At 62.3% G+C, this 19,481-nt stretch carries 16 protein-coding genes; 9 read left to right on the plus strand and 7 right to left on the minus strand.

Features of this window, described 5'->3' with window-relative positions:
• The first annotated feature begins 6 nt into the window (after positions 1 to 6).
• Complete coding sequence (gene parC / locus GFU70_RS02875) at positions 7 to 2,271, plus strand: DNA topoisomerase IV subunit A (RefSeq protein ID WP_058546509.1); 2,265 nt, start codon at positions 7 to 9, stop codon at positions 2,269 to 2,271.
• 179 nt (positions 2,272 to 2,450) lie between these two features.
• The gene (locus GFU70_RS02880) at positions 2,451 to 3,155 is read left to right on the plus strand and encodes a membrane integrity-associated transporter subunit PqiC (RefSeq protein ID WP_116643292.1); all 705 of its coding nucleotides are present in this window, start codon (positions 2,451 to 2,453) and stop codon (positions 3,153 to 3,155) included.
• 235 nt (positions 3,156 to 3,390) lie between these two features.
• Here GFU70_RS02880 and GFU70_RS02885 read toward each other — a convergent pair whose 3' ends face one another.
• Complete coding sequence (locus tag GFU70_RS02885) at positions 3,391 to 4,905, minus strand: AhpA/YtjB family protein (RefSeq protein WP_153387574.1); 1,515 nt, start codon at positions 4,903 to 4,905, stop codon at positions 3,391 to 3,393.
• A gap of 133 nt (positions 4,906 to 5,038) precedes the next feature.
• Here GFU70_RS02885 and serB point away from each other — a divergent pair, with 133 nt between their 5' ends.
• Complete coding sequence (serB, locus tag GFU70_RS02890; protein WP_058546512.1) at positions 5,039 to 6,253, plus strand: phosphoserine phosphatase SerB; 1,215 nt, start codon at positions 5,039 to 5,041, stop codon at positions 6,251 to 6,253.
• Between the two features lie 145 nt (positions 6,254 to 6,398).
• On the opposite strand, the gene GFU70_RS02895 is transcribed toward serB, so the two are convergent.
• The 4 genes from GFU70_RS02895 to GFU70_RS02910 form a co-directional block, all read right to left on the minus strand.
• On the minus strand, positions 6,399 to 8,159 hold the full coding sequence (locus GFU70_RS02895; RefSeq protein WP_058546513.1) for a hypothetical protein: 1,761 nt from the start codon (positions 8,157 to 8,159) through the stop codon (positions 6,399 to 6,401).
• Positions 8,160 to 8,385: 226 nt separating this feature from the next.
• Positions 8,386 to 9,246 (minus strand): archaetidylserine decarboxylase, encoded by an 861-nt coding sequence (asd, locus tag GFU70_RS02900; protein WP_058546514.1) that lies wholly within the window; start codon positions 9,244 to 9,246, stop codon positions 8,386 to 8,388.
• 19 nt (positions 9,247 to 9,265) lie between these two features.
• Positions 9,266 to 10,081: a rhodanese-like domain-containing protein gene (locus GFU70_RS02905; protein ID WP_116643289.1), complete on the minus strand. Its 816-nt coding sequence runs from the start codon at positions 10,079 to 10,081 to the stop codon at positions 9,266 to 9,268.
• A gap of 42 nt (positions 10,082 to 10,123) precedes the next feature.
• Positions 10,124 to 11,662: an HDOD domain-containing protein gene (locus GFU70_RS02910; RefSeq protein WP_153387575.1), complete on the minus strand. Its 1,539-nt coding sequence runs from the start codon at positions 11,660 to 11,662 to the stop codon at positions 10,124 to 10,126.
• A gap of 166 nt (positions 11,663 to 11,828) precedes the next feature.
• Here GFU70_RS02910 and motA point away from each other — a divergent pair, with 166 nt between their 5' ends.
• On the plus strand, positions 11,829 to 12,680 hold the full coding sequence (motA, locus tag GFU70_RS02915) for a flagellar motor stator protein MotA (RefSeq protein WP_058546517.1): 852 nt from the start codon (positions 11,829 to 11,831) through the stop codon (positions 12,678 to 12,680).
• 3 nt (positions 12,681 to 12,683) lie between these two features.
• Positions 12,684 to 13,721, plus strand: a complete 1,038-nt coding sequence (motB, locus tag GFU70_RS02920) for a flagellar motor protein MotB (RefSeq protein ID WP_058546518.1) — start codon at positions 12,684 to 12,686, stop codon at positions 13,719 to 13,721.
• Positions 13,722 to 13,910: 189 nt separating this feature from the next.
• On the opposite strand, the gene rsgA is transcribed toward motB, so the two are convergent.
• The gene (gene rsgA, locus GFU70_RS02925) at positions 13,911 to 14,942 is read right to left on the minus strand and encodes a small ribosomal subunit biogenesis GTPase RsgA (RefSeq protein ID WP_028237543.1); all 1,032 of its coding nucleotides are present in this window, start codon (positions 14,940 to 14,942) and stop codon (positions 13,911 to 13,913) included.
• A gap of 109 nt (positions 14,943 to 15,051) precedes the next feature.
• On the opposite strand from rsgA, the gene orn reads away from it, so the two are divergent.
• Positions 15,052 to 15,594 (plus strand): oligoribonuclease, encoded by a 543-nt coding sequence (orn, locus tag GFU70_RS02930; protein ID WP_058546519.1) that lies wholly within the window; start codon positions 15,052 to 15,054, stop codon positions 15,592 to 15,594.
• A 196-nt stretch (positions 15,595 to 15,790) separates the two neighbouring features.
• Positions 15,791 to 16,402 (plus strand): trimeric intracellular cation channel family protein, encoded by a 612-nt coding sequence (locus tag GFU70_RS02935; RefSeq protein ID WP_058546520.1) that lies wholly within the window; start codon positions 15,791 to 15,793, stop codon positions 16,400 to 16,402.
• Here GFU70_RS02935 and queG read toward each other — a convergent pair.
• Positions 16,384 to 17,463, minus strand: coding sequence for a tRNA epoxyqueuosine(34) reductase QueG (gene queG, locus GFU70_RS02940; RefSeq protein ID WP_058546521.1), 1,080 nt, complete (start codon positions 17,461 to 17,463; stop codon positions 16,384 to 16,386). The genes GFU70_RS02935 and queG overlap by 19 nt on opposite strands.
• 63 nt (positions 17,464 to 17,526) lie before the next feature.
• Between queG and GFU70_RS02945 the strand changes: the two genes are divergently transcribed.
• The gene (locus GFU70_RS02945; RefSeq protein ID WP_153387576.1) at positions 17,527 to 19,026 is read left to right on the plus strand and encodes an NAD(P)H-hydrate dehydratase; all 1,500 of its coding nucleotides are present in this window, start codon (positions 17,527 to 17,529) and stop codon (positions 19,024 to 19,026) included.
• The gene (gene tsaE, locus GFU70_RS02950; protein WP_058546523.1) at positions 19,014 to 19,481 is read left to right on the plus strand and encodes a tRNA (adenosine(37)-N6)-threonylcarbamoyltransferase complex ATPase subunit type 1 TsaE; all 468 of its coding nucleotides are present in this window, start codon (positions 19,014 to 19,016) and stop codon (positions 19,479 to 19,481) included. The genes GFU70_RS02945 and tsaE overlap by 13 nt, the downstream gene beginning before the upstream one ends.

Consider the following 19,481-nt stretch of genomic DNA (forward strand, 5'->3'; position numbering starts at 1 on the left):
GCCCGCATGAGCGACATTCTTGCAGACAGCTTAGACGGCGTAGAGCGCCGATCGCTGGCTGACTTCACCGAAAATGCCTACCTCAACTACTCCATGTACGTGATCATGGACCGCGCCTTGCCGCATATCGGCGACGGCTTGAAACCGGTCCAGCGGCGAATCATCTATGCCATGAGTGAGCTGGGGCTGGATGCAGATTCCAAGCACAAGAAGTCGGCGCGTACCGTCGGTGACGTGCTCGGTAAGTTCCACCCCCACGGCGACTCGGCCTGCTATGAAGCCATGGTGCTGATGGCCCAGCCATTCAGCTATCGCTACACGCTGGTGGACGGGCAGGGCAACTGGGGTGCGCCGGACGATCCCAAGTCCTTCGCGGCCATGCGTTACACCGAGGCGCGGTTGTCGCGCTATTCCGAGGTACTGCTCAGCGAGCTGGGCCAGGGCACCGCGGACTGGGGGCCGAACTTCGACGGCACCCTCGACGAACCCCTGGTTTTGCCGGCACGTTTACCGAATATCCTCCTCAATGGCACCACCGGCATTGCCGTGGGCATGGCCACCGACGTGCCACCCCACAACCTGCGGGAAGTGGCCACGGCGTGCGTGCGTCTGCTGGACGAGCCCAAAGCCACGGTGGAGCAACTCTGCGAGCACATCCAGGGCCCGGACTATCCGACTGAAGCGGAAATCATCACGCCGCGCGCCGACCTGCTGAAAATCTACGAGACCGGTCGCGGTTCGGTGCGCATGCGCGCCGTGTACCACATCGAAGACGGCGACATCATTGTCACCGCGTTGCCGCACCAGGTCTCCGGGGCCAAGGTCTTGGAACAAATTGCCGCGATGATGCAGGCAAAACCGTCGAAAGCACCGCAAGTGGCTGACTTGCGCGACGAGTCCGACCACGAAAACCCGTGCCGCATTGTGATCATCCCGGTCAACAGCCGAGTCGATCATGACGCGTTGATGCAGCACTTGTTCGCCAGCACTGACCTGGAGTCCAGCTATCGGGTCAACATCAACATCATCGGCCTGGACGGCAAGCCGCAGTTGAAAAACCTGCGGGCACTGCTGGTGGAGTGGCTGGAGTTCCGGGTCAAGACCGTGCGTCGGCGCCTGCAATTCCGCCTGGATAAGGTCGAGCGTCGCCTGCATCTGTTGGACGGTTTGCTGATTGCCTACCTCAACCTGGATGAAGTGATCCACATCATCCGCACCGAGGAGCACCCCAAGGCCAGCCTGATCGCCCGTTTTGCCCTGAGTGAAATCCAGGCCGACTACATCCTCGACACCCGCCTGCGGCAGTTGGCGCGGTTGGAAGAGATGAAGCTGCGCGCCGAACAGGACGAACTTCTCAAGGAACAGGCCAAGCTGCAAGCCCTGCTGGGCAGCGAAGCCAAGCTCAAGAAGCTGGTGCGCACCGAACTGCTCAAGGATGCCGAGACCTATGGCGATGACCGTCGCTCGCCAATCGTCGAGCGTGCCGAAGCCAAGGCGCTGAGCGAGCACGATCTGCTGCCGAACGAGAAAGTGACTGTCGTGCTGTCAGAAAAAGGTTGGGTACGCTCCGCCAAAGGTCATGATATTGACGCGACGGGGCTTTCCTACAAGGCCGGGGATGGCTTCAAGGCCCTGGCAGCCGGGCGTTCCAACCAGTTTGCGGTGTTCGTCGACTCCACCGGGCGCAGTTATTCGGTGCCGGCGCATACCCTGCCATCGGCTCGCGGCCAGGGCGAACCGCTGACCGGTCGTTTAACGCCACCACCGGGTGCAACTTTTGAGTGCGTGCTGATGCCTGATGATGATGGACTGTACGTAATTGCATCGGACGCCGGTTACGGATTCGTGGTCAAGGGTGAGGATCTGCAAGCCAAGAACAAGGCGGGCAAGGCGTTGTTGAGCTTGCCGAACAACGCCAAGGTCATTGCCCCTCGCCCGGTGGCCGATCGGGAGAACAACTGGCTGGCTTCGGTCACCACCGAAGGCCGGTTGCTGGTGTTCAAGATCAGCGACCTGCCACAGCTGGGTAAAGGCAAGGGCAACAAGATTATTGGTATTTCCGGCGAACGGGTCGCTAGCCGTGAGGAATATGTCACGGATATTGCAGTGTTGCCGGAAGGCGCCACGCTTGTGCTACAGGCAGGAAAACGCACGCTTTCGTTGAAGGCGGACGATCTTGAGCATTACAAGGGTGAACGCGGTCGGCGGGGTAACAAGCTTCCAAGGGGTTTTCAGCGGGTCGATGCACTGCTCGTCGAAAACCTCAATTAGGCGTACTAGAGGGCTCGGTCTGCGATTAAATGCCGCAGATCGATACTTTCGCGCTGGAGTCGGCGCGCATATTCACGGATGATAGGCCCTTTCAAGCGCCGGCGTGGCCGAGCGTTCTTCATAATGACCGAGTATTTTTTCATTGTGGTAAGCCTTGTGGCTGCCACCTGGACGGAACGATGACTGCTCTGCGCCTCCCTATTTTGTGGCTCGCCGGCCTGCTTGGCCTGGCGGGCTGCAGCATGAACCAGCCGGTGTCGCTGTACCAACTGGACAGCGGAACCCCAGCCCAGCCTGCGCAAAGCACAGGCATGGCAGTATTGCTGGGGCCGGTCCTGATCGCCGACTACCTGCAACGCGAAACCTTGTTGCAACGCCAGCCGGACGGCAGCCTGCAAGCCGCCACTGACGGGCGTTGGGCTGGCAGCCTGTCTTCGGACATCGATCAGTTGCTGCTACGCCAGGTTGCCGGGCACCTGGACAGCCAGCGTGTGGTGCTGGCACCTGCAACCCAAGGCTTCACCCCGGATGTACAGGTGCTGCTGTCGATTACCCGCCTGGACTCGGGTAAAGCCCAGCCGGCAGTGCTCGATGCCCAATGGCGATTGATCGACCGTCGTGGCAAGGTGCGTGAGAACCGCATCGTTCATCTGCAAGAGCAGCATACCGGCACCACGGCGGCACAGGTCCAGGCCCAGGGCGTGCTCCTGCAACGCCTGGCCGAACAGTTGTCCGTGTCGCTCAAGCCCCTGGCCAACCAGCCGCCTGTTGCAGACGTTCCACGCAAGCCTGCTCCCGCCCCAGCCAAGCCGGCAGAAAAGAACAACGACAAGATCCCGATGGCCTTGCCGATTCGTACGGACATGGAAGTGTTCAGGTTCTGATGGTGGGACCGGATACAAAACAAAGCCCGCGTTGATGCGGGCTTTGTTGTTTCTGCCGGTTGGATTTTCCGGCGCCTGTATCGGCCCTATCGCGAGCAAGCTCGCACAGGAGGTTCTCTGTATGGCCACAGGCCCCTGTGGGAGCGAGCTTGCTCGCGATGAGGCCGGCCCAGACAACAAAAAAGCCCGCAGACAATCACTCATCTGCGGGCTTCGTCATTTCAGGTCCTGAGACTCAGGCCTGACGCTCATGCATCCGTGCCAACTGCCGCTCCAGCATCGATGGATAAGGCTCCATCAACCGCTCCACGCAGCACGCGCCTTCGGGGCTGGCGATGGGGCGGATGCGGGCGCGCTGGCGGATCAGGGCGTCGTCGTTGATCTTGCGCTCCACCAGCAGCAGGTTGCGGCTGTGCTGCGACAGTGCCAGGGCGTCCTGGGCGGTTTCGGTCAGTAGCAGGTCGATCTGGCTCAGGCCGAACAAGCCATCACCCAGGGTCAGGCCCAGTTGCAGTTGCAGGGTGATGCCGCTGTCGGCGACTTCTATCTGCAACTGGTGGCCCAAGGCGCGCAGCAACTCACCGCAGCAAATGGCGTTGGTCAGGTAGTCGTCGCCGCTGTCTTCGGTGTGGAACAGCATCAGCGTGCTGCCGTCGTTCAGGGTGTGCAATTCGCCCTGATAGAGCGATGCAGCCTGGTCGAGGCAGTCGCGATAGCGCTCGAGCAATTCCTTCAGGCGCGCCTGGGGCAGGCGGCGCAGTTGGTCCTGGGCACCCAGTTGCACGGCCAGTACGGCGCTGTGCTGGGGCAGGTTCGAGACGACTGGCCTGGCGACCGGTTGAGGTGCCCCATCGACTGACTCGTCCCGCAGGTCGGCGAACGCGTCGTCGTCTTCCTCGTCCTCTACCGTGCGCACCAGGTGGCGTGGCGCCGGTCTGGAGGCGGGCATCGGCTGGCTTTCATCAAACCCTGGGTCGCGCAGGTTGCGCACTTCGAAGCCCGGTTCGGCATCGTCGTCCACATAGTCGATGTCTTCAGGTTCCGGCACGGGCTCAGGTTCCGGCGCGAAGCTTTCGTGCAGTTGCCGGGCCAGATCGCCGATTTCGTCCTGGCGCTGGGTGGCCGGCGTGTGTTCGTCGATGTCCCGCAGCCAGACACGCAATTGCAGCAGCGGCGTGGAGATGTGCCGTCCCAGGCGCAGGCTCAAGGCCAATGACAGCGCCAGCAGGATCGCGCTGAGGATACCCATGCTTTGCAGGCTGATGGTCATCGGTTGCTGGAACTGGTCCATGTCCAGGCTGATGCGCAGTTGCCCGGCGGTCACGTCCTGGAAGGTGATCTTGCTCTGGTACATGCCGCCGGACTCGCCCAGCAGGCCAGGCTTGGGGCGCTGGCCGGCCTCGGCGAGGATCCGGTTGTCCACGCTGTAGATGGCGGCGTGGGCGACCAGTTTGTTCTTGGTCAGGTTGTTGAGCAGCACGTTGAGGCTGAGGATGTCGTTGGACACCAGCAGTTCGGTGGCGGATGTGGCAGTCTGGGTGGTCAGGCTTTCACCCAGGGCATCGGCCTGCTCGTGCATGGCTTGCTTGAATTGCAAGCCCATCACGCAGGCATAGATAACCAGGGCCAGGGCGACCAGGATTACGTTATGGCTGGCAATGCGCAATGCAATCGGCACACGACGGTGACGCAGTGCACGGAAGATGAGCAGGAAGAAGTTGTCGGTTTTGACTGGCGTGGGCCGGTTCACTGAGCTCGGCTCTTTGTCCGTGAAATTGACGCGCAGTATAGCGACAGCCCCATGACCGGCAAAGCACTGGCGGTGCCCGATGGTCACTGAATGTGGGTAGAATGCGGTTTTTTTCCACCTGCGGGGGTGCGCCTTGCGCGAAATCGTCCTGATAAACATCACTGGCAGCGACCGTCCGGGTCTGACTGCGGCCATTACCGGCGTTCTGGCCCAGGGTGGTGTGAACATTCTCGACATCGGTCAGGCGGTGATCCACGACACGCTGTCGTTCGGCATCCTGGTTGAAATCCCGGACGCCGAACAAGGCAAGTCGGTGCTCAAGGACATCCTGTTCACTGCCTACAAGCTCGACCAACAGGTGCGCTTCACCCCGGTGTCCGAGGACGATTATCGGCATTGGGTGGCCGGCCAGGGCAAGAAGCGCCACATCGTTACCCTGTTGACTCGCAAGGTGACCGCCGAGCAGTTGCAGCGTGTCAGCTCGATCACCGCCAAGTATGACCTGAACATCGATCACATCGACCGACTGTCCGGGCGCATGCCGCTGGACACCCCGGAAGACAAGGGCAAGGGCTGCATCGAGTTTTCGGTGCGTGGCGAGCCGGCCGATCCCCAGGCGTTGCGTGCCGAGTTCCTCAGTGTGGCCCAGGAGCTGAACGTCGACATCGCCTTCCAGGAAGATTCGCTGTTCCGCCGTAACCGCCGCCTGGCGGTGTTCGACATGGACTCGACGCTGATCGAAGCCGAAGTCATTGACGAACTGGCCAAGGCGGCCGGCGTGGGCGACAAGGTCTCGGCCATCACCGAGCGAGCCATGGCTGGCGAATTGGATTTCCGCGCCAGCTTCAAAGAGCGCCTGGCGCTGCTCAAGGGGCTGGACGTCAGCGTGCTGGACTCCATTGGCGCTTCCCTGCGCCTGACCGAAGGCGCCGAGACGCTGTTCGCCGAACTCAAGCGCCTGGGCTACAAGACCGCCATCCTGTCCGGCGGTTTCACCTACTTCGCCAAGCAGTTGCAGGCCAAGCTCGGTATCGACTACGTGTTCGCCAACGAATTGGAAGTGGTGGATGGCAAGGTGACCGGCGTGGCCGTCGAGCCGATCGTCGATGCCCAGCGCAAGGCGGACCTGCTGCGAGAACTGGCTGAAAAAGAAGGCCTGCGCCTGGAGCAGACCATCGCCGTGGGTGACGGAGCCAACGACTTGCCAATGCTGGCGATAGCGGGCCTGGGCGTGGCGTTCCGCGCCAAGCCGCTGGTCAAGCAGTCGGCCAGGCAGGCGATTTCCACCTTGGGACTCGATGGGGTGTTGTACCTGTTGGGCTTCAGGGATCGTGACGGGCAGCTCTGAGTAACACACCGGTTTTGGAGTCATGCTTTTGTGGCGAGGGAGCTTGTGTAGGAGCTGCCGAAGGCTGCGATCTTTTGATCTTGATCTTTCGTTTGAGACTCAATTGGTGTTGGAAAGATCGCAGCCTCGCTTCGCTCGGCAGCTCCTACAGCGACTTCCACAACGAATCAAAATTCCCTTCTTGCTCGCTGCCATCCCCGGTGGCGGTTGAGTCTTCCGGGTGATAAGCAAACTGATTGAAGCTGTGGGTGCTGGTGACCCGACGGTCCAGGCCGGCGCGGCGTTCCTGGCCGTTGGTGTTGATCAACACCCGCTGGCCCTCCTGGAACGGCAGGCGCGGGGCGATCATAGTGGGGGGGAGGTCAATGGCGCTGATCTCGGGGAGTAACAGCCCGCGCAGGTAGTGACCGTGCTCATTTTCTTCCCGGACCAGTTGCAGCCCGCAAGGCTGGGCATGGGGGGCGACCAGTTCGATGCCCATCTGCATGGCGCCGTTGCGCACTTGCCGGATCCAGCGCACCACGGCAACGCTCCAGGCTTGGTCGCTGGTGTCGCGGATACCGATCATTTCCCCGGCTTGCAGTTGTTCCGGCACCTCTTTTGGCCAACCAAGGCAATAACCACCAGGGCTGTGGTTGATGATCGGCAGGTCGTAGGTCGGGAAGTGATGCTGGTTGTCGGAGCTGCTGCCGTCGTCATCGGCCGGGTTGACCGGATACTCGATTTCTTCATAGGGCAACAGGTCATTGTCGCCGGCCGGGGCGGCGTCGAAAGCCTGCTTCCAAGTGTCGTTGGTCTTGGCTGGCAAGGCTTCGAACTGTGCCTTGCGTGTGCTGGGGTTCTTCAGGATCTCGCTGAAAGAGCGCTCGCCGCCGAGGTAGTAGTGCAGCGCACTCATGCCCACGCACAGTGTCAGCGTGCCGTTGCCCTCGGTGCGCTGGAAACTGCGTTCCGCCGCTTCGCCCCAGGCGGCTTGCAGGTGATGCAAGGTGTCGACACTCATGCCTCCCGGTACTGGCAGGCTGTGCTCGGCAGGTTGTTCCAGGTGCGTGGCGATTGCGCGCACCAGAGGCTGTGGATCGAAGCCCTGCAAGGTTAGCTGCTGTTCGGCGCGGAACTTGGAGCGGTAGCGTGGCCCGACGTCCAGTTGCGGAGCGACCGCGAACAGGCCGGCAGCGCTGCTGGCGGGGTCCAGCTTGACCCACTGGCTCCAGGATTCGAGCGCTTCGGTCAGCCGTCCGATTTGGCTCTGGCGCAGTTGATTGCTGCGTGACGCCCCCAGCAACAGGGCGACGACATAGGTCTGCTCGGTGTTCAGTTGATGAACCTGGCTGGCCAGTTCATCACTCACGGCCAAGTGCTGCAGCCGATGCAGGCAGGCGATCCGGTACAACTGATGCAAGTCGAGCCAAAGCCCTTCAGGCACTGGGCTGTACAACTGACTGGCACGCAGCAGCGGGCCATTGAGGGCGTGTATCGCCCGTTGCAGCGCGGTGCTCAGCAGGCGGGCCCGGTCCTTGGTGTATTTCGACGCGATACGCGCCACGATCTGTTTGTAGCCCATCGCCAACTGGGTTTGCAGCGCCTGGCACAGGTTGACGATCTTGCGCGAGCGTTCATCCAGCACGATGGCCTGTTGCAGGAAGTGCCGCTCCAAGTGCTTGCAGACGTAATACACCTCGGGCCGTAGCAGCTCGAGCAGTTGCAGGCGATTGTCGCTGGGCGTGAGCAGTTGGTTGAGTTCACCAAGGGCTTGGTACAACAGGCGGGCTGTTTCGCCGATGTTGGCCTTGGGCAGGTTGGCGATCCAGCGCTTGAGGTCGCGTGGCGTGGCGTCGCAGAATGACAGGCGTGATTGCGTTGGGGTCAGGACGCGTAATAGCTGGAGAGGGCTGGTCTCATTCATGCCGTGTACGGGCTCCGGCGGGAAATGAACGTGATGTTTCCAACTCTAGCAGCTGACAGGCAGGTGTGTTGCCCTGAATGCGCTGTGGGAGCAAAGCTTGCTCGCGATGCGGGGGGGCGCGGTTTCTTAATCGGCCGCGTTATCGTTCATCGCGGGCAAGCCTTGCTCCCACAGGGCTGAATCCCTGCAGATCCTCTACAAGGCCTGCTTCAAGGGCGGGCGTGAATCAGGCTTTTGGCAGTGCCAGGCCCTGGCCCATCTGCACTGGCGAACCGGCCACCAGGCCTTCGGCCCATTTCACCTGGTCCGGCCCAAACAGCACGACGGCCGTCGAACCCAGCTTGAAGCGACCCAGTTCGGCGCCTTTTTCCAGATGAATCGGCGCGCGGGCAGCTTCGTCATAACGGAAGGTTTTCAGCTGGCGCTTGGGCGGCGTCACCAGCCCGGCCCAGACGGTTTCGATGGATGCCACGATCATCGCGCCCACCAGCACCACGGCCATCGGCCCGCGTTCGGTGTCGAAGATGCACGCCACGCGCTCGTTGCGGGCGAACAGCTCCGGAACGTTTTCGGCGGTGGTCTGGTTGACCGAGAAAATCCGCCCGGGGATGTAGACCATTTCCCGCAGGGTGCCGGCCAGCGGCATGTGCACGCGGTGGTAGTCCTTGGGAGACAGATAGATGGTGGCGAAGTCGCCGCCCATGAACGGCGCCGCGTTGGCCGCATCACCGCCCAGCAGTTCCAGCACGCTGAAGCTGTGGCCCTTGGCCTGGAAGACCCGACCATGCTCGATCGGGCCGAGCTGGCTGACGGCACCGTCGGCGGGGCTGAGGATCGCGCCCGGGGTGTCGTCCAGCGGGCGTGCGCCGTCTTTCAGGGCGCGGGTGAAGAAGGCGTTGAAGTGCTCGTAGGCGCTCAGGTCTTCTACCAGCGCCTGGGACATGTCCACTTGGTAGCGCTTGGCGAACCACGCAGTGAAGGCGTTCTTGAACCAGCGCACGCGGCATTCGGCAATGCAGCCGGCCAGCCGCGACAGCAGGTGGTGGGGCAGCAGGTATTGGGTGAGGATGAACAAACGGTTTTTCATTAACTGTCCTTAAGAACCTTCAAAGCTCGATCGGTGTGTCGGGGTGGTTGCCCCATTCACCCCAGGAACCGGCATAGCCTTTGACCCTTGGATAACCGAGCGCCTTGGCCACCAGGTAGGTGAAGCCGGAGCGGTGGTGAGTCTGGCAGTGGGTGATGATTTCTTTGTCAGGCGTGATGCCCAAACGTTCGAGGATTTGCGGCATGTCCTTGCGGATGCGCAGGTTGCGCGCCTGGTCCATGCCGGCAGTCCATTCGAAATTGACCGCGCCGGGAATGTGCCCGCCTCGGGCTGCGACGACTTTCTCGCCGGAATATTCCAGCGGGCCACGAGCGTCCCAGATCGCCAGGTCGGCCGCGCCGAGGCGGCTTTGCAGGTACTCGCGGGTGGCGGTGGGCTCGTCGTGCAGCATCAGGCCGACCGGGCCTGCAACCGGTGCAGGCACTTCGACGGACACCGGCAGGCCTTCATCCAGCCACGACAGCAAGCCGCCGTCGAGGTAGTGGTAGTTCGAGTGGCCGATCACGTCCAGCAGCCAGATAAACCGCCCGGCCCAGCCGCCGCCTTCATCGTCATAGACCACATAGACCGCATCCGCGTTGTGCCCGAGCTCGCCGAACAGGGCTTCCAGGTCGGCTTGGGCCGGCAGCAGGCCCGGCGCCGGCGGCTGGCCGAGCTGGGTACGCTTGGGGTCGACGAAGCGTGCGCCAGGAATATGCCCGGTGCTGTAGCGGGCGGCGCTGGTAAGGTCCACCAGAATCAGTTCGCGGGCGTCGAGGCGCGGCAGCAGTTCGCTCGGCTCGATCACCAGCGGCAAGCCAGAGAAGTCAGGCATGTGAGGTCTCCAGGGGCGCAAAGGGAAAGGATTGTAGCAAGTTCAGCGGCCGCGGTTGGTAAAGGTATGCAGGGCCCTTTCGATGCATTGCACGGTTTTGCCGAAGGCTTGCACGGTCACGTCCGAGAACGGTCCGCCACCCTGGTCCACCGCCACCAGCATGATCACCCGGCCATTGCAGGTCAGGGAGCGCAACAGCAGGTGCTCACCTCGGAACAGGCTGCGCAGGCCCGGTGGCAGCAGCGCCGAAAACTGCGCGTTGTTGTCCGGGGTCAGGCGAACCTGGGCCTGCTGGGCCAGCAGTCGCTGCACTATTTTGCTCTGGCTGATGGTAAAGCTCATGGCCGCGGCTTCTTTCGGCAGGCCGGCAGTCTGGTGAACGCGCACGCTTGTCTGGTTGCGGTCGGCCATCAGGATCATCACCCGGCGCATGCCACAGGCCACCAACACGTCCCGTGCCGAGGTGGTCAGGTGCATGGCATTGCTGAAGGGGCTCGGTTCCACCAGCAGAGCGGAACATTGCTTGCGCCACTGGCTCAGGTCCTCGGCGCTGGGTGGAGGAGGAGGTAGCAAGCGGGGATGGATGTGACGGCTGCCCCAGGGCCAGATCAGCGCCACGGCCGGATGCCAGAGGTCCGGCATGGCGTCATGACGGGCACTCGTGACGGCTTGTTGGTGCAGCTGTTGCTGGACCTCATCCATCGGCATCTGCAGATACAAACTGGTGAGGTATTGCCAGCGGGCGCTGTGGGGGCCGTCCCAGGCCTGTTGCGCTGACAGTGCCAGGCCGTTGGCCAGCAACACGGTATTGGCCGGTTGATTGAGCCAGCGCCGCAGGGTCGGGTCGTCGTCCAGGCGATTTTGCTGGCGCAGCGGGTGCTCGCTGTCCCGGGCGATGCGCAGGACTTTCACCAGCTCACGGCGTTCATTGAGCAACAGGCGATAACCTTGCGCCACCCAGATAGGCAAGCGCCAGGTCTCTGCCAGCGCCAGGCAGATGTTCAGCAGGCTGACGCCGAACAATTCGCGCTCCACCTTGCGCGCAGGCTCGCCTTTGTGGACGACCCGCAACTCCCATTCCTCCAGCAACCGCGGGTGAGTCAGGGCCAGTGGCCAGAGCGGCGAGAGAAACAACAGGCTGCCCCAGTGTATGTCCTGCCACAGCCGCGCCAGGCGGCTGGCAAAAAAACCATTGGCCTGTTGCGTGGCGTGCTGGCTGATCAATTGCAACTGGCGCAAGGCGATGGGAATTTCGTGCCCCGGCAACGACGGCAGGCGAGCGAGCAGTTCCTCGGTACGCTTGAGACCGAGGCGGTTGATGGCCACTTCGAGATTTTCCGCAGGTTCTGCAAGGCTGCCATGGGTGTGATGGTTGGCCTCGCGGATGACGCTCAGGGCCAGGGCAGGGCTGTCCTGCATCAGTTCGGCGATGTCACGCAACGAACGGCGGCTGTCGGCAATGGCCTTGCAGACCATGTCGTGGCTGGCCTGGGGCACTGGCAGGTGTACGCCACCGAGCAGCTTCACCCAGCCTTCGAGGGTGGTCGGTCGTGGCGTTGGAACCTTCGTTTCGTTAGTCATGGCTGGACGTGATCATCGTATGAATTCTCTACGCCCGGAACGGGGCAAATTGGCTTTTCGCCTGAACAGCCTATAGTCTGGCGCAGTTTTGCCGATAAGTAGAAGAAGAGATTTTTCAGCTTCCGAATATGACCTTGAACCCGACTTAAATAAGTACTTTCTATCTATGGCTAAAATTATCGGCATCATCGTCGTGTTCGCGAGCGTGCTCGGCGGATACGTGCTCTCCCATGGCAAGATTGCCGCCCTGATCCAGCCTTTCGAGGTACTGATCATCGGTGGCGCGGCCCTCGGTGCATTCCTGCAGGCCAACCCTGGCTATATGACGATGCATGTGCTCAAGAAGTCCCTGGGCATGTTCAGTTCGCGTTTCAGCCACACCTTCTACCTTGAGGTGCTGGGCCTGATCTACGAGATTCTCAACAAGAGCCGCCGCGAAGGCATGATGGCGATCGAAGGCGATATCGAAGACGCTGCCGCCAGCCCGATTTTCGCCAAGTACCCTGCGGTACTCAAGGACGCCCGCATGACGGCGTTCATTTGTGATTACCTGCGCATCATGTCGTCCGGCAACATGGCGCCCCATGAGCTCGAAGGCTTGTTCGACATGGAGCTGTACAGCCTCAAGGAAGACCTGGAGCACCCGTCCCACGCGGTCAATGGCATCGCTGACGGCATGCCCGGCTTCGGTATCGTCGCGGCGGTACTCGGGATCGTCGTGACCATGGCGTCCCTGGGGGATGGCGACCAGAAATCCATCGGCCTGCACGTCGGTGCGGCCCTGGTGGGTACCTTCTTCGGTATTTTGGCCGCGTACGGTTTCTTCGGTCCCTTGGCCCACTCCCTGGCCCACGACGCCAAGGAAGAGCTCAATGTCTATGAGGCCATCAAGGCTTCCCTGGTGGCCTCGGCCTCGGGCATGCCGCCATCGCTGGCGGTGGAGTTCGGTCGCAAGGTCCTGTACCCGGCGCACCGTCCAAGCTTCGCCGAGCTGGAACAAGCGGTTCGCGGTCGTTAAACCATGGAAAATAACCAGCCGATTATTGTAAAGCGCGTCAAGCGCATTGCCGGCGGGCATCACGGCGGCGCTTGGAAAATTGCCTTCGCCGACTTCGCGACGGCGATGATGGCGTTCTTCCTGGTGTTGTGGCTGCTGTCCACGGCAACCCCGGAACAGAAGATCGCCATCGCCGGTTACTTCAAGGACCCGGTCGGTTTCTCTGAAAGTGGCACGCCCTACATCATTGACCTGGGCGGTTCGCCGACCTTGGCGCCGGACACGACCCTCAATCCTGAGGTCAAGTCCCAGCCCCAGCCCGACAAGGTGACGGTGGATTCCGAACAGGTCGAAGGCATGGCCGAACAGGTCGAGCGCGAGCGCCTGGAATTGCTGCTGCAGGAATTGCAGAACAAGGTCGAAGAAAATCCTGAACTGCAGAAGTTCAAGGACCAGATTCTGTTCGAGATCACGCCGAACGGCTTGCGCATCCAGATCATGGACGCCGAGAACCGACCGATGTTCGACTCAGGCAGTGCGCGCCTCAAGCCTTATTTCGAAGACATCCTGCTGGCCATGGCCGACACCATCAAGGCGGTGCCGAACAAGATCAGCATCAGCGGTCATACCGATGCCAAGCCCTACATCGGCAAGGGAGACTTCGGTAACTGGGAGCTGTCCGCCAACCGCGCCAACGCGGCACGTCGCGCCCTGGTGGCGGGCAGTTACCCGGATGAGCAGGTGGCACGGGTGGTCGGTTATGCGTCTTCAGCGCTGTTCGATCGCAAGGACCCGTTCAACCCGGTCAACCGACGCATCGATATCGTGGTGTTGACCAAGAAGGCCCAGCAGGCCATCGAGGGCTCACAAACCAATGACCCGGCGCCGGATCCGGCCCAGGGCCAGGGCGCGCCAGGTGAAGTGCCGGCGACGCCGGGAGCTGCGGCGGACCCGAACGCGTTACCGGCGGACCAGCAACCCGTGCCTGCCCATGAATTGCGCGAACGCCTGAACCTGTTCGACGACGTGGCGCCGAAGCCGGCGGAACCGCCGGCGCAGTGATCTGACTGGCGCGAGCAAGTTTGTGGCGAGGGGATTTATCTGGGGCGAGGGGATTTATCCCCGCTGGGCTGCGAAGCAGCCCCTGTTGTTCATCATTCTGAATTCAGAGTGATGCACAGAAGAGGGGCGCTTCGCGCCCCAGCGGGGATAAATCCCCTCGCCACAATTGTGTCTGGCTCACATTCCAGGTCAGTAACTGCTTTCCGGCAGGCTGGCGATGATCGAGCGGTAGCTGTTCATCCGTTGCTGATGCACGCGGCCTTCTTCCAAGGCCTTGAGCAGGGCGCAACCGGGTTCGCGGTCGTGCTTGCAGTCGCGGAAGCGGCAGGTGCCGATCAGCTCGTTGAACTCGATGAACCCGGCTTCGACATCGGCCCGGCTGACGTGGCCCAGGCCGAACTCGCGAATCCCCGGGGAGTCGATCAATTCACCGCCGCCAGGGAAGTGGAACAGCCGTGCCGTGGTGGTGGTGTGGGTGCCCTGGCCGGACAGTTCGGACAGCGGCCCGACGCGCGTCTCGACGTCCGGCAGCAAGCTGTTGACCAGCGATGACTTGCCGACGCCGGACTGGCCGACGAACACACTGATGCGCCCGTCCAGCTGTTGTTGCAGTTGTTCCATGCCGTTGCCGTGGTGGGCCGAGACTTCCAGCACCGGGTAACCCAGATCCCGGTAGACCGACAGCAGCGCGTTCAGCGCCGGGGCGTTGTGCTCGTCGATCAGGTCGAATTTGTTGAGCAGCAACAGCGGACGGATGCCAGCGTGCTCGGCGGCCACCAGGTAACGGTCGATCAGGTTGGCGTGGGGTTCGGGCAGCGGGGCGAACACGATGACAATCATGTCGACGTTGGCGGCCACGGGCTTGAGTTGGCCTCGACTGTCCGGGCGGCACAGCTCGGTGTGGCGCGGCAATTGCGCCACAATCACGCCGATGCCCTGGTTGCCGGCACGCCAAACGACCTGGTCGCCCGTCACCAGCGCTGGCAGGTTGGCGCGCAAGTGGCAGCGGAACACCTGGCCGGCCAGTTCGCCTTCCCGGGCCTCGACCTCGACCTGCACGCCGAAGTGGGCGATGACCAGGCCGGTCTGTTCAGGGCCCAGGTCGCCACCCTCCAGGGCTTCGACAGCACTGGATTCGCGTTTGGCGGCGCGGGCGGCGCGCTCGCCCTGGATCTTTTCGATGCGCCAGTTTTGACGACGATTGAGTTGGCGTTTGGCCATGGGTGTTCCGTATGAAGAAATGCAGCGAATAGGGTAAAACGGCCGCGAGTTTAGCACGCCCAAGGGTCGGCCTAGGCTAAACTGCGTGGCTACGCCGAGGAGCTTCCCTATGCAAAACCCGCAAAACCTGATCTGGATCGACCTGGAAATGACCGGTCTGAACCCGGACACCGACGTCATCATCGAAATGGCCACCATCGTCACCGACAGCGACCTCAACACCTTGGCCGAAGGCCCGGTCATCGCGATCCATCACAGCGACGAAATCCTGGCTGGCATGGACGAGTGGAATACGCGCCAGCACGGCGGCTCGGGCCTGACCCAGCGGGTGCGCGAGAGCAAGATCAGCATGGCCGAGGCCGAAGCCCAGACCCTCGCCTTCCTGGAGCGGTGGGTGCCCAAGGGCAAGTCGCCGATCTGCGGCAACAGCATCTGCCAGGATCGTCGCTTCCTGTATACCCACATGAAGTCCCTGGAAAGCTACTTCCACTACCGCAACCTGGACGTCTCCACCCTCAAGGAGCTGGCCGCCCGCTGGGCGCCGCAAGTACGCGACAGCTTCCAGAAAGGCGGCAGCCACCTGGCGCTGGACGACATCCGCGAGTCCATTGCCGAGTTGCAGCATTACCGTAAGCACTTCATCAAGTTCTAAAGGCGCCCTATAGACGCTGTGTAGGAGCTGTGTAGGAGCTGTACAGGAGCTGTGTAGGAGCTGACGAGTGCAACGAGGCTGCGATCTTTCCCCTGACAATTGAGTCGTGAGTGAAGATCAAAAGATCGCAGCCTCGTTGCACTCGTCAGCTCCTACACAGCACCTACGCGCGCGTATTTCTGAAGGATCGTTGTCAATGTTGCTGATGCTTTATCTGATCGCCATCACCGCGGAAGCCATGACTGGCGCCTTGTCTGCCGGGCGTCGGGGTATGGACTGGTTCGGCGTGGTGCTGATCGCTTGTGTCACGGCGCTGGGTGGTGGCTCGGTGCGCGACGTGCTGCTCGGTCATTACCCGCTCACGTGGGTCAAGCATCCGGAGTACCTGGTGCTGACCACCGCAGCGGCGATGCTGACGGTGTTCCTGGCGCGCTGGATGCGGCATTTGCGCTCGTTGTTCCTGGTGCTCGACGCCGTGGGGCTGGTGGCGTTCACCCTGATCGGCTGCATGACGGCCCTGGAAATGGGCCATGGCATGCTGGTGGCGTCGGTCAGCGGGGTCATCACTGGGGTGTTCGGCGGTATTCTGCGGGACATCTTTTGCAACGATATTCCGCTGATCTTCCGTCGCGAGCTTTACGCCAGCGTTTCGTTTGCCGCGGCGTGGTGTTATCTGTTGTGCGTCTTCCTGCAACTGCCGAGCGAACAGGCGATCCTCATTACCTTGTTCGGCGGTTTCCTGCTGCGGCTCCTGGCGATTCGTTTTCACTGGGAAATGCCGAAATTCGTCTATAACGACGAGGTTTGACGCTCGGCATGTTGACGCAACGCCCACTCCACGTGCTCGCGCACCAGCGCTGACGGGTAGTCGCGCCGTGCCTCCAGCGCTTGCAGCACGGGAATCGTTGACGGCGCATTACCCAGGCCCACCGCGAGGTTGCGCAGCCAGCGCTCGTAACCGGCACGGCGCAGCGGTGAGCCTTCGGTGCTGCTCAGGAAAGTCGCCTCGTCCCACATGAACAGCTCGGCCAGCCCGGCATTGTCCAGGTTGTGCCGTGGCTTGAAGTCGCTTTCCCCGGATGGTCGGGCGAAGCGGTTCCATGGGCAGACGATCTGGCAGTCGTCACAGCCGAACACCCGGTTGCCTATTAATGGCCGCAGTTCCTCGGGGATGGCGCTTTTCAGTTCGATGGTCAGGTAGGAAATGCAGCGACGGGCATCGAGCACGTAGGGCCCGACGAAGGCATTTGTAGGACAGATGTCCAGGCACGCGGTGCATTTTCCGCAATGTTCGCTGGCATGGGGTGGGTCCACCGGCAGCGGCAGGTCGACAAACAGCTCGCTCAGGAAGAAATAGCTACCGGCCTTGCGGTTCAATACCAGGGTGTTTTTACCGATCCAGCCCAGGCCGGCCTGTTCGGCGATGGCTTTTTCCAATACCGGCGCGCTGTCGACGAAGGCGCGATAACCGAAGGGGCCGATGACTGCCTGAATTTTTTCTGCCAATTGCTGCACGCGTTTACGGATCAATTTGTGGTAATCGCGGCCCAATGCATAACGCGAGACGTAGGCTTTCTCCGGTTGGCCGAGCATCTGCGCCATGTGCGTGTCGCCCGACAGGTAGTCCATGCGCAGGGACACGACTCGCAATGTGCCCGGTACAAGCTCTTCGGGGTGCGAGCGTTTGCTGCCGTGGGCGCCCATGTAATCCATCTCGCCGTGATAACCCGCGTCGAGCCAACGTTGCAAATGCTGCTCGTGCTCGGCAAGGTCCAGGCCGCTGATGCCGACCTGCTGGAAACCCAGTTCGCGGCCCCACTCCTTGATGGATTGGGCGAGGGCGGGGAGGTCTGTGGGAATGACAGGCATGAGGCGAGAGAAACCAGAGCTGAGATGCGTATAATTCTGCCAGACATCGGAGCCCGAAGACGCATGCCGCACACTAAAGATGATTTTCCCGACGCGCTGTACAGCGCAGCGCAGGTCCGGGCCCTCGACGCACAACTGATCGCGGCCGGCACCGCCGGCTTCGAATTGATGCAGCGCGCCGCCCGCGCCACTTGGCGAGCCATTGTCCGGCGCTGGCCTGATGCCCGCGAGCTGACGGTGCTGGCCGGGCATGGCAACAACGCTGGCGATGGCTACCTGGTCGCGACCCTGGCCCGGCGCGCCGGTTGGTCGGTGCGGGTGCTGACGGTCGGCGAGCCCGGGCGCTTGCAGGGCGACGCCGCCAACGCCCACGCCGAGGCTGTGGCGGTGGGCGTGCCGATGGAATCATGGTCGGATGAGGCAGAGTTGCGCGGCGTGCTGCTGGATGCGCTGCTCGGCACGGGCTTGAGTGGTGATGTGCGCGAGCCTTATGTGCAGGCTATCGATACGATCAATGTCAGCGGCCTGCCGGTCGCGGCGGTGGATATCCCCTCGGGGTTGTGCGCCGATACCGGCCGGGTGCTGGGCACGGCAGTGGTGGCCGACCTGACCGTGACCTTCATTGGCTTGAAGCTGGGCCTGTTTACTGGCGAGGCGGCGGACCGGGTCGGTGAACTGGTGTTCAACGACCTGCACGCCGATCCAGATATTGTTGACGCGGCACCGGTCAGCGCCCGATTGCTCCTACCCCATAATCTGCCCCGCCTGACGCCTCGCGCTGCCACGTCCCACAAAGGCAAGTTCGGTCACGTGCTGTTGATCGGTGGCGACCGGGGCTTTGGCGGCGCGATCCAGATGAGCGCCGAAAGCGCCCTGCGGTGCGGTGCGGGGATGGTTTCGATGGCGACCCGCAGCGAGCACGTATCCGCCGCGCTGACGCGTTTGCCGGAAGTGATGGTACAAGGCACCCATTCGGCGAACCAATTGATGGGCTTGCTCCAACAGGCCAGCGTGCTGGTGGTCGGGCCGGGCCTGGGCCAGGCTGCGTGGGGGCGCAGCCTGTTGTCGGCGGCGGCCAATGCGCCGCTGCCGCAAGTGTGGGATGCCGATGCGCTGAACCTGCTGAGCAGCGGCGATGTCCACCTGCCTGGGCAGTGTGTCATCACCCCGCACCCGGGCGAGGCGGCACGATTGTTGGAGTTATCCACAGCCCAGGTGCAGGCCGATCGCCCGGCGGCGGCCCATGCATTGAGCCAGAAATACACCGCCACCGTGATCCTCAAGGGCGCCGGCAGCCTGATTGCCAGCCCGGACGGTCGCCTGGCAGTTTGCAGCCAGGGCCATCCGGCCATGGCCACGGCGGGCCTGGGGGATGTGCTGGCCGGTGTGGTCGGCGCCTTGCTGGCCCAGGGCATGGAAGGATTCGAGGCCGCGTGCCTGGCGGTCTGGCTGCATGCCAATGCCGGTGCCCGGGCCGGTCGGTCGGGTCGGGGGATGGCGGCCACCGATCTGATTCCGACCATTCGTCAGTTGTTGGAGGAGCATTCACCGTGTCTGAAGTAACCCTGTACGTGGCGGACGAGCAAGCCATGGCCCAGTTTGGCGCCCGCATCGCGCAGACGACCGCCGGCCACGGCCTGATCTTTCTCGAAGGCGATCTCGGCGCGGGGAAAACCACCTTGTCCCGCGGCATCATTCGCGGCCTCGGGCATGTCGGCTCCGTCAAGAGCCCCACGTTCACCTTGGTCGAGCCTTACGAGATCGGCGACATTCGCGCCTTCCATTTCGACTTGTATCGACTGGTGGATCCTGAAGAGCTGGAATTCCTCGGTATCCGCGATTATTTCGAAGATGACGCCTTGTGCCTGATCGAATGGCCCCAGAAGGGTGCAGGCTTTTTGCCAAAGCCCGACCTGACCATTACCATTGGCGCGCAGAACGGCGGGCGTTCGCTGAAACTGACGCCGCAAGGCTCGCGTGGCGAGTCGTGGTGTGCCGCTTTGGCATTGGAAAACTAA

The organism is Pseudomonas brassicacearum, from assembly GCF_009601685.2.
Classification (GTDB): domain Bacteria; phylum Pseudomonadota; class Gammaproteobacteria; order Pseudomonadales; family Pseudomonadaceae; genus Aquipseudomonas; species Aquipseudomonas kilonensis_B.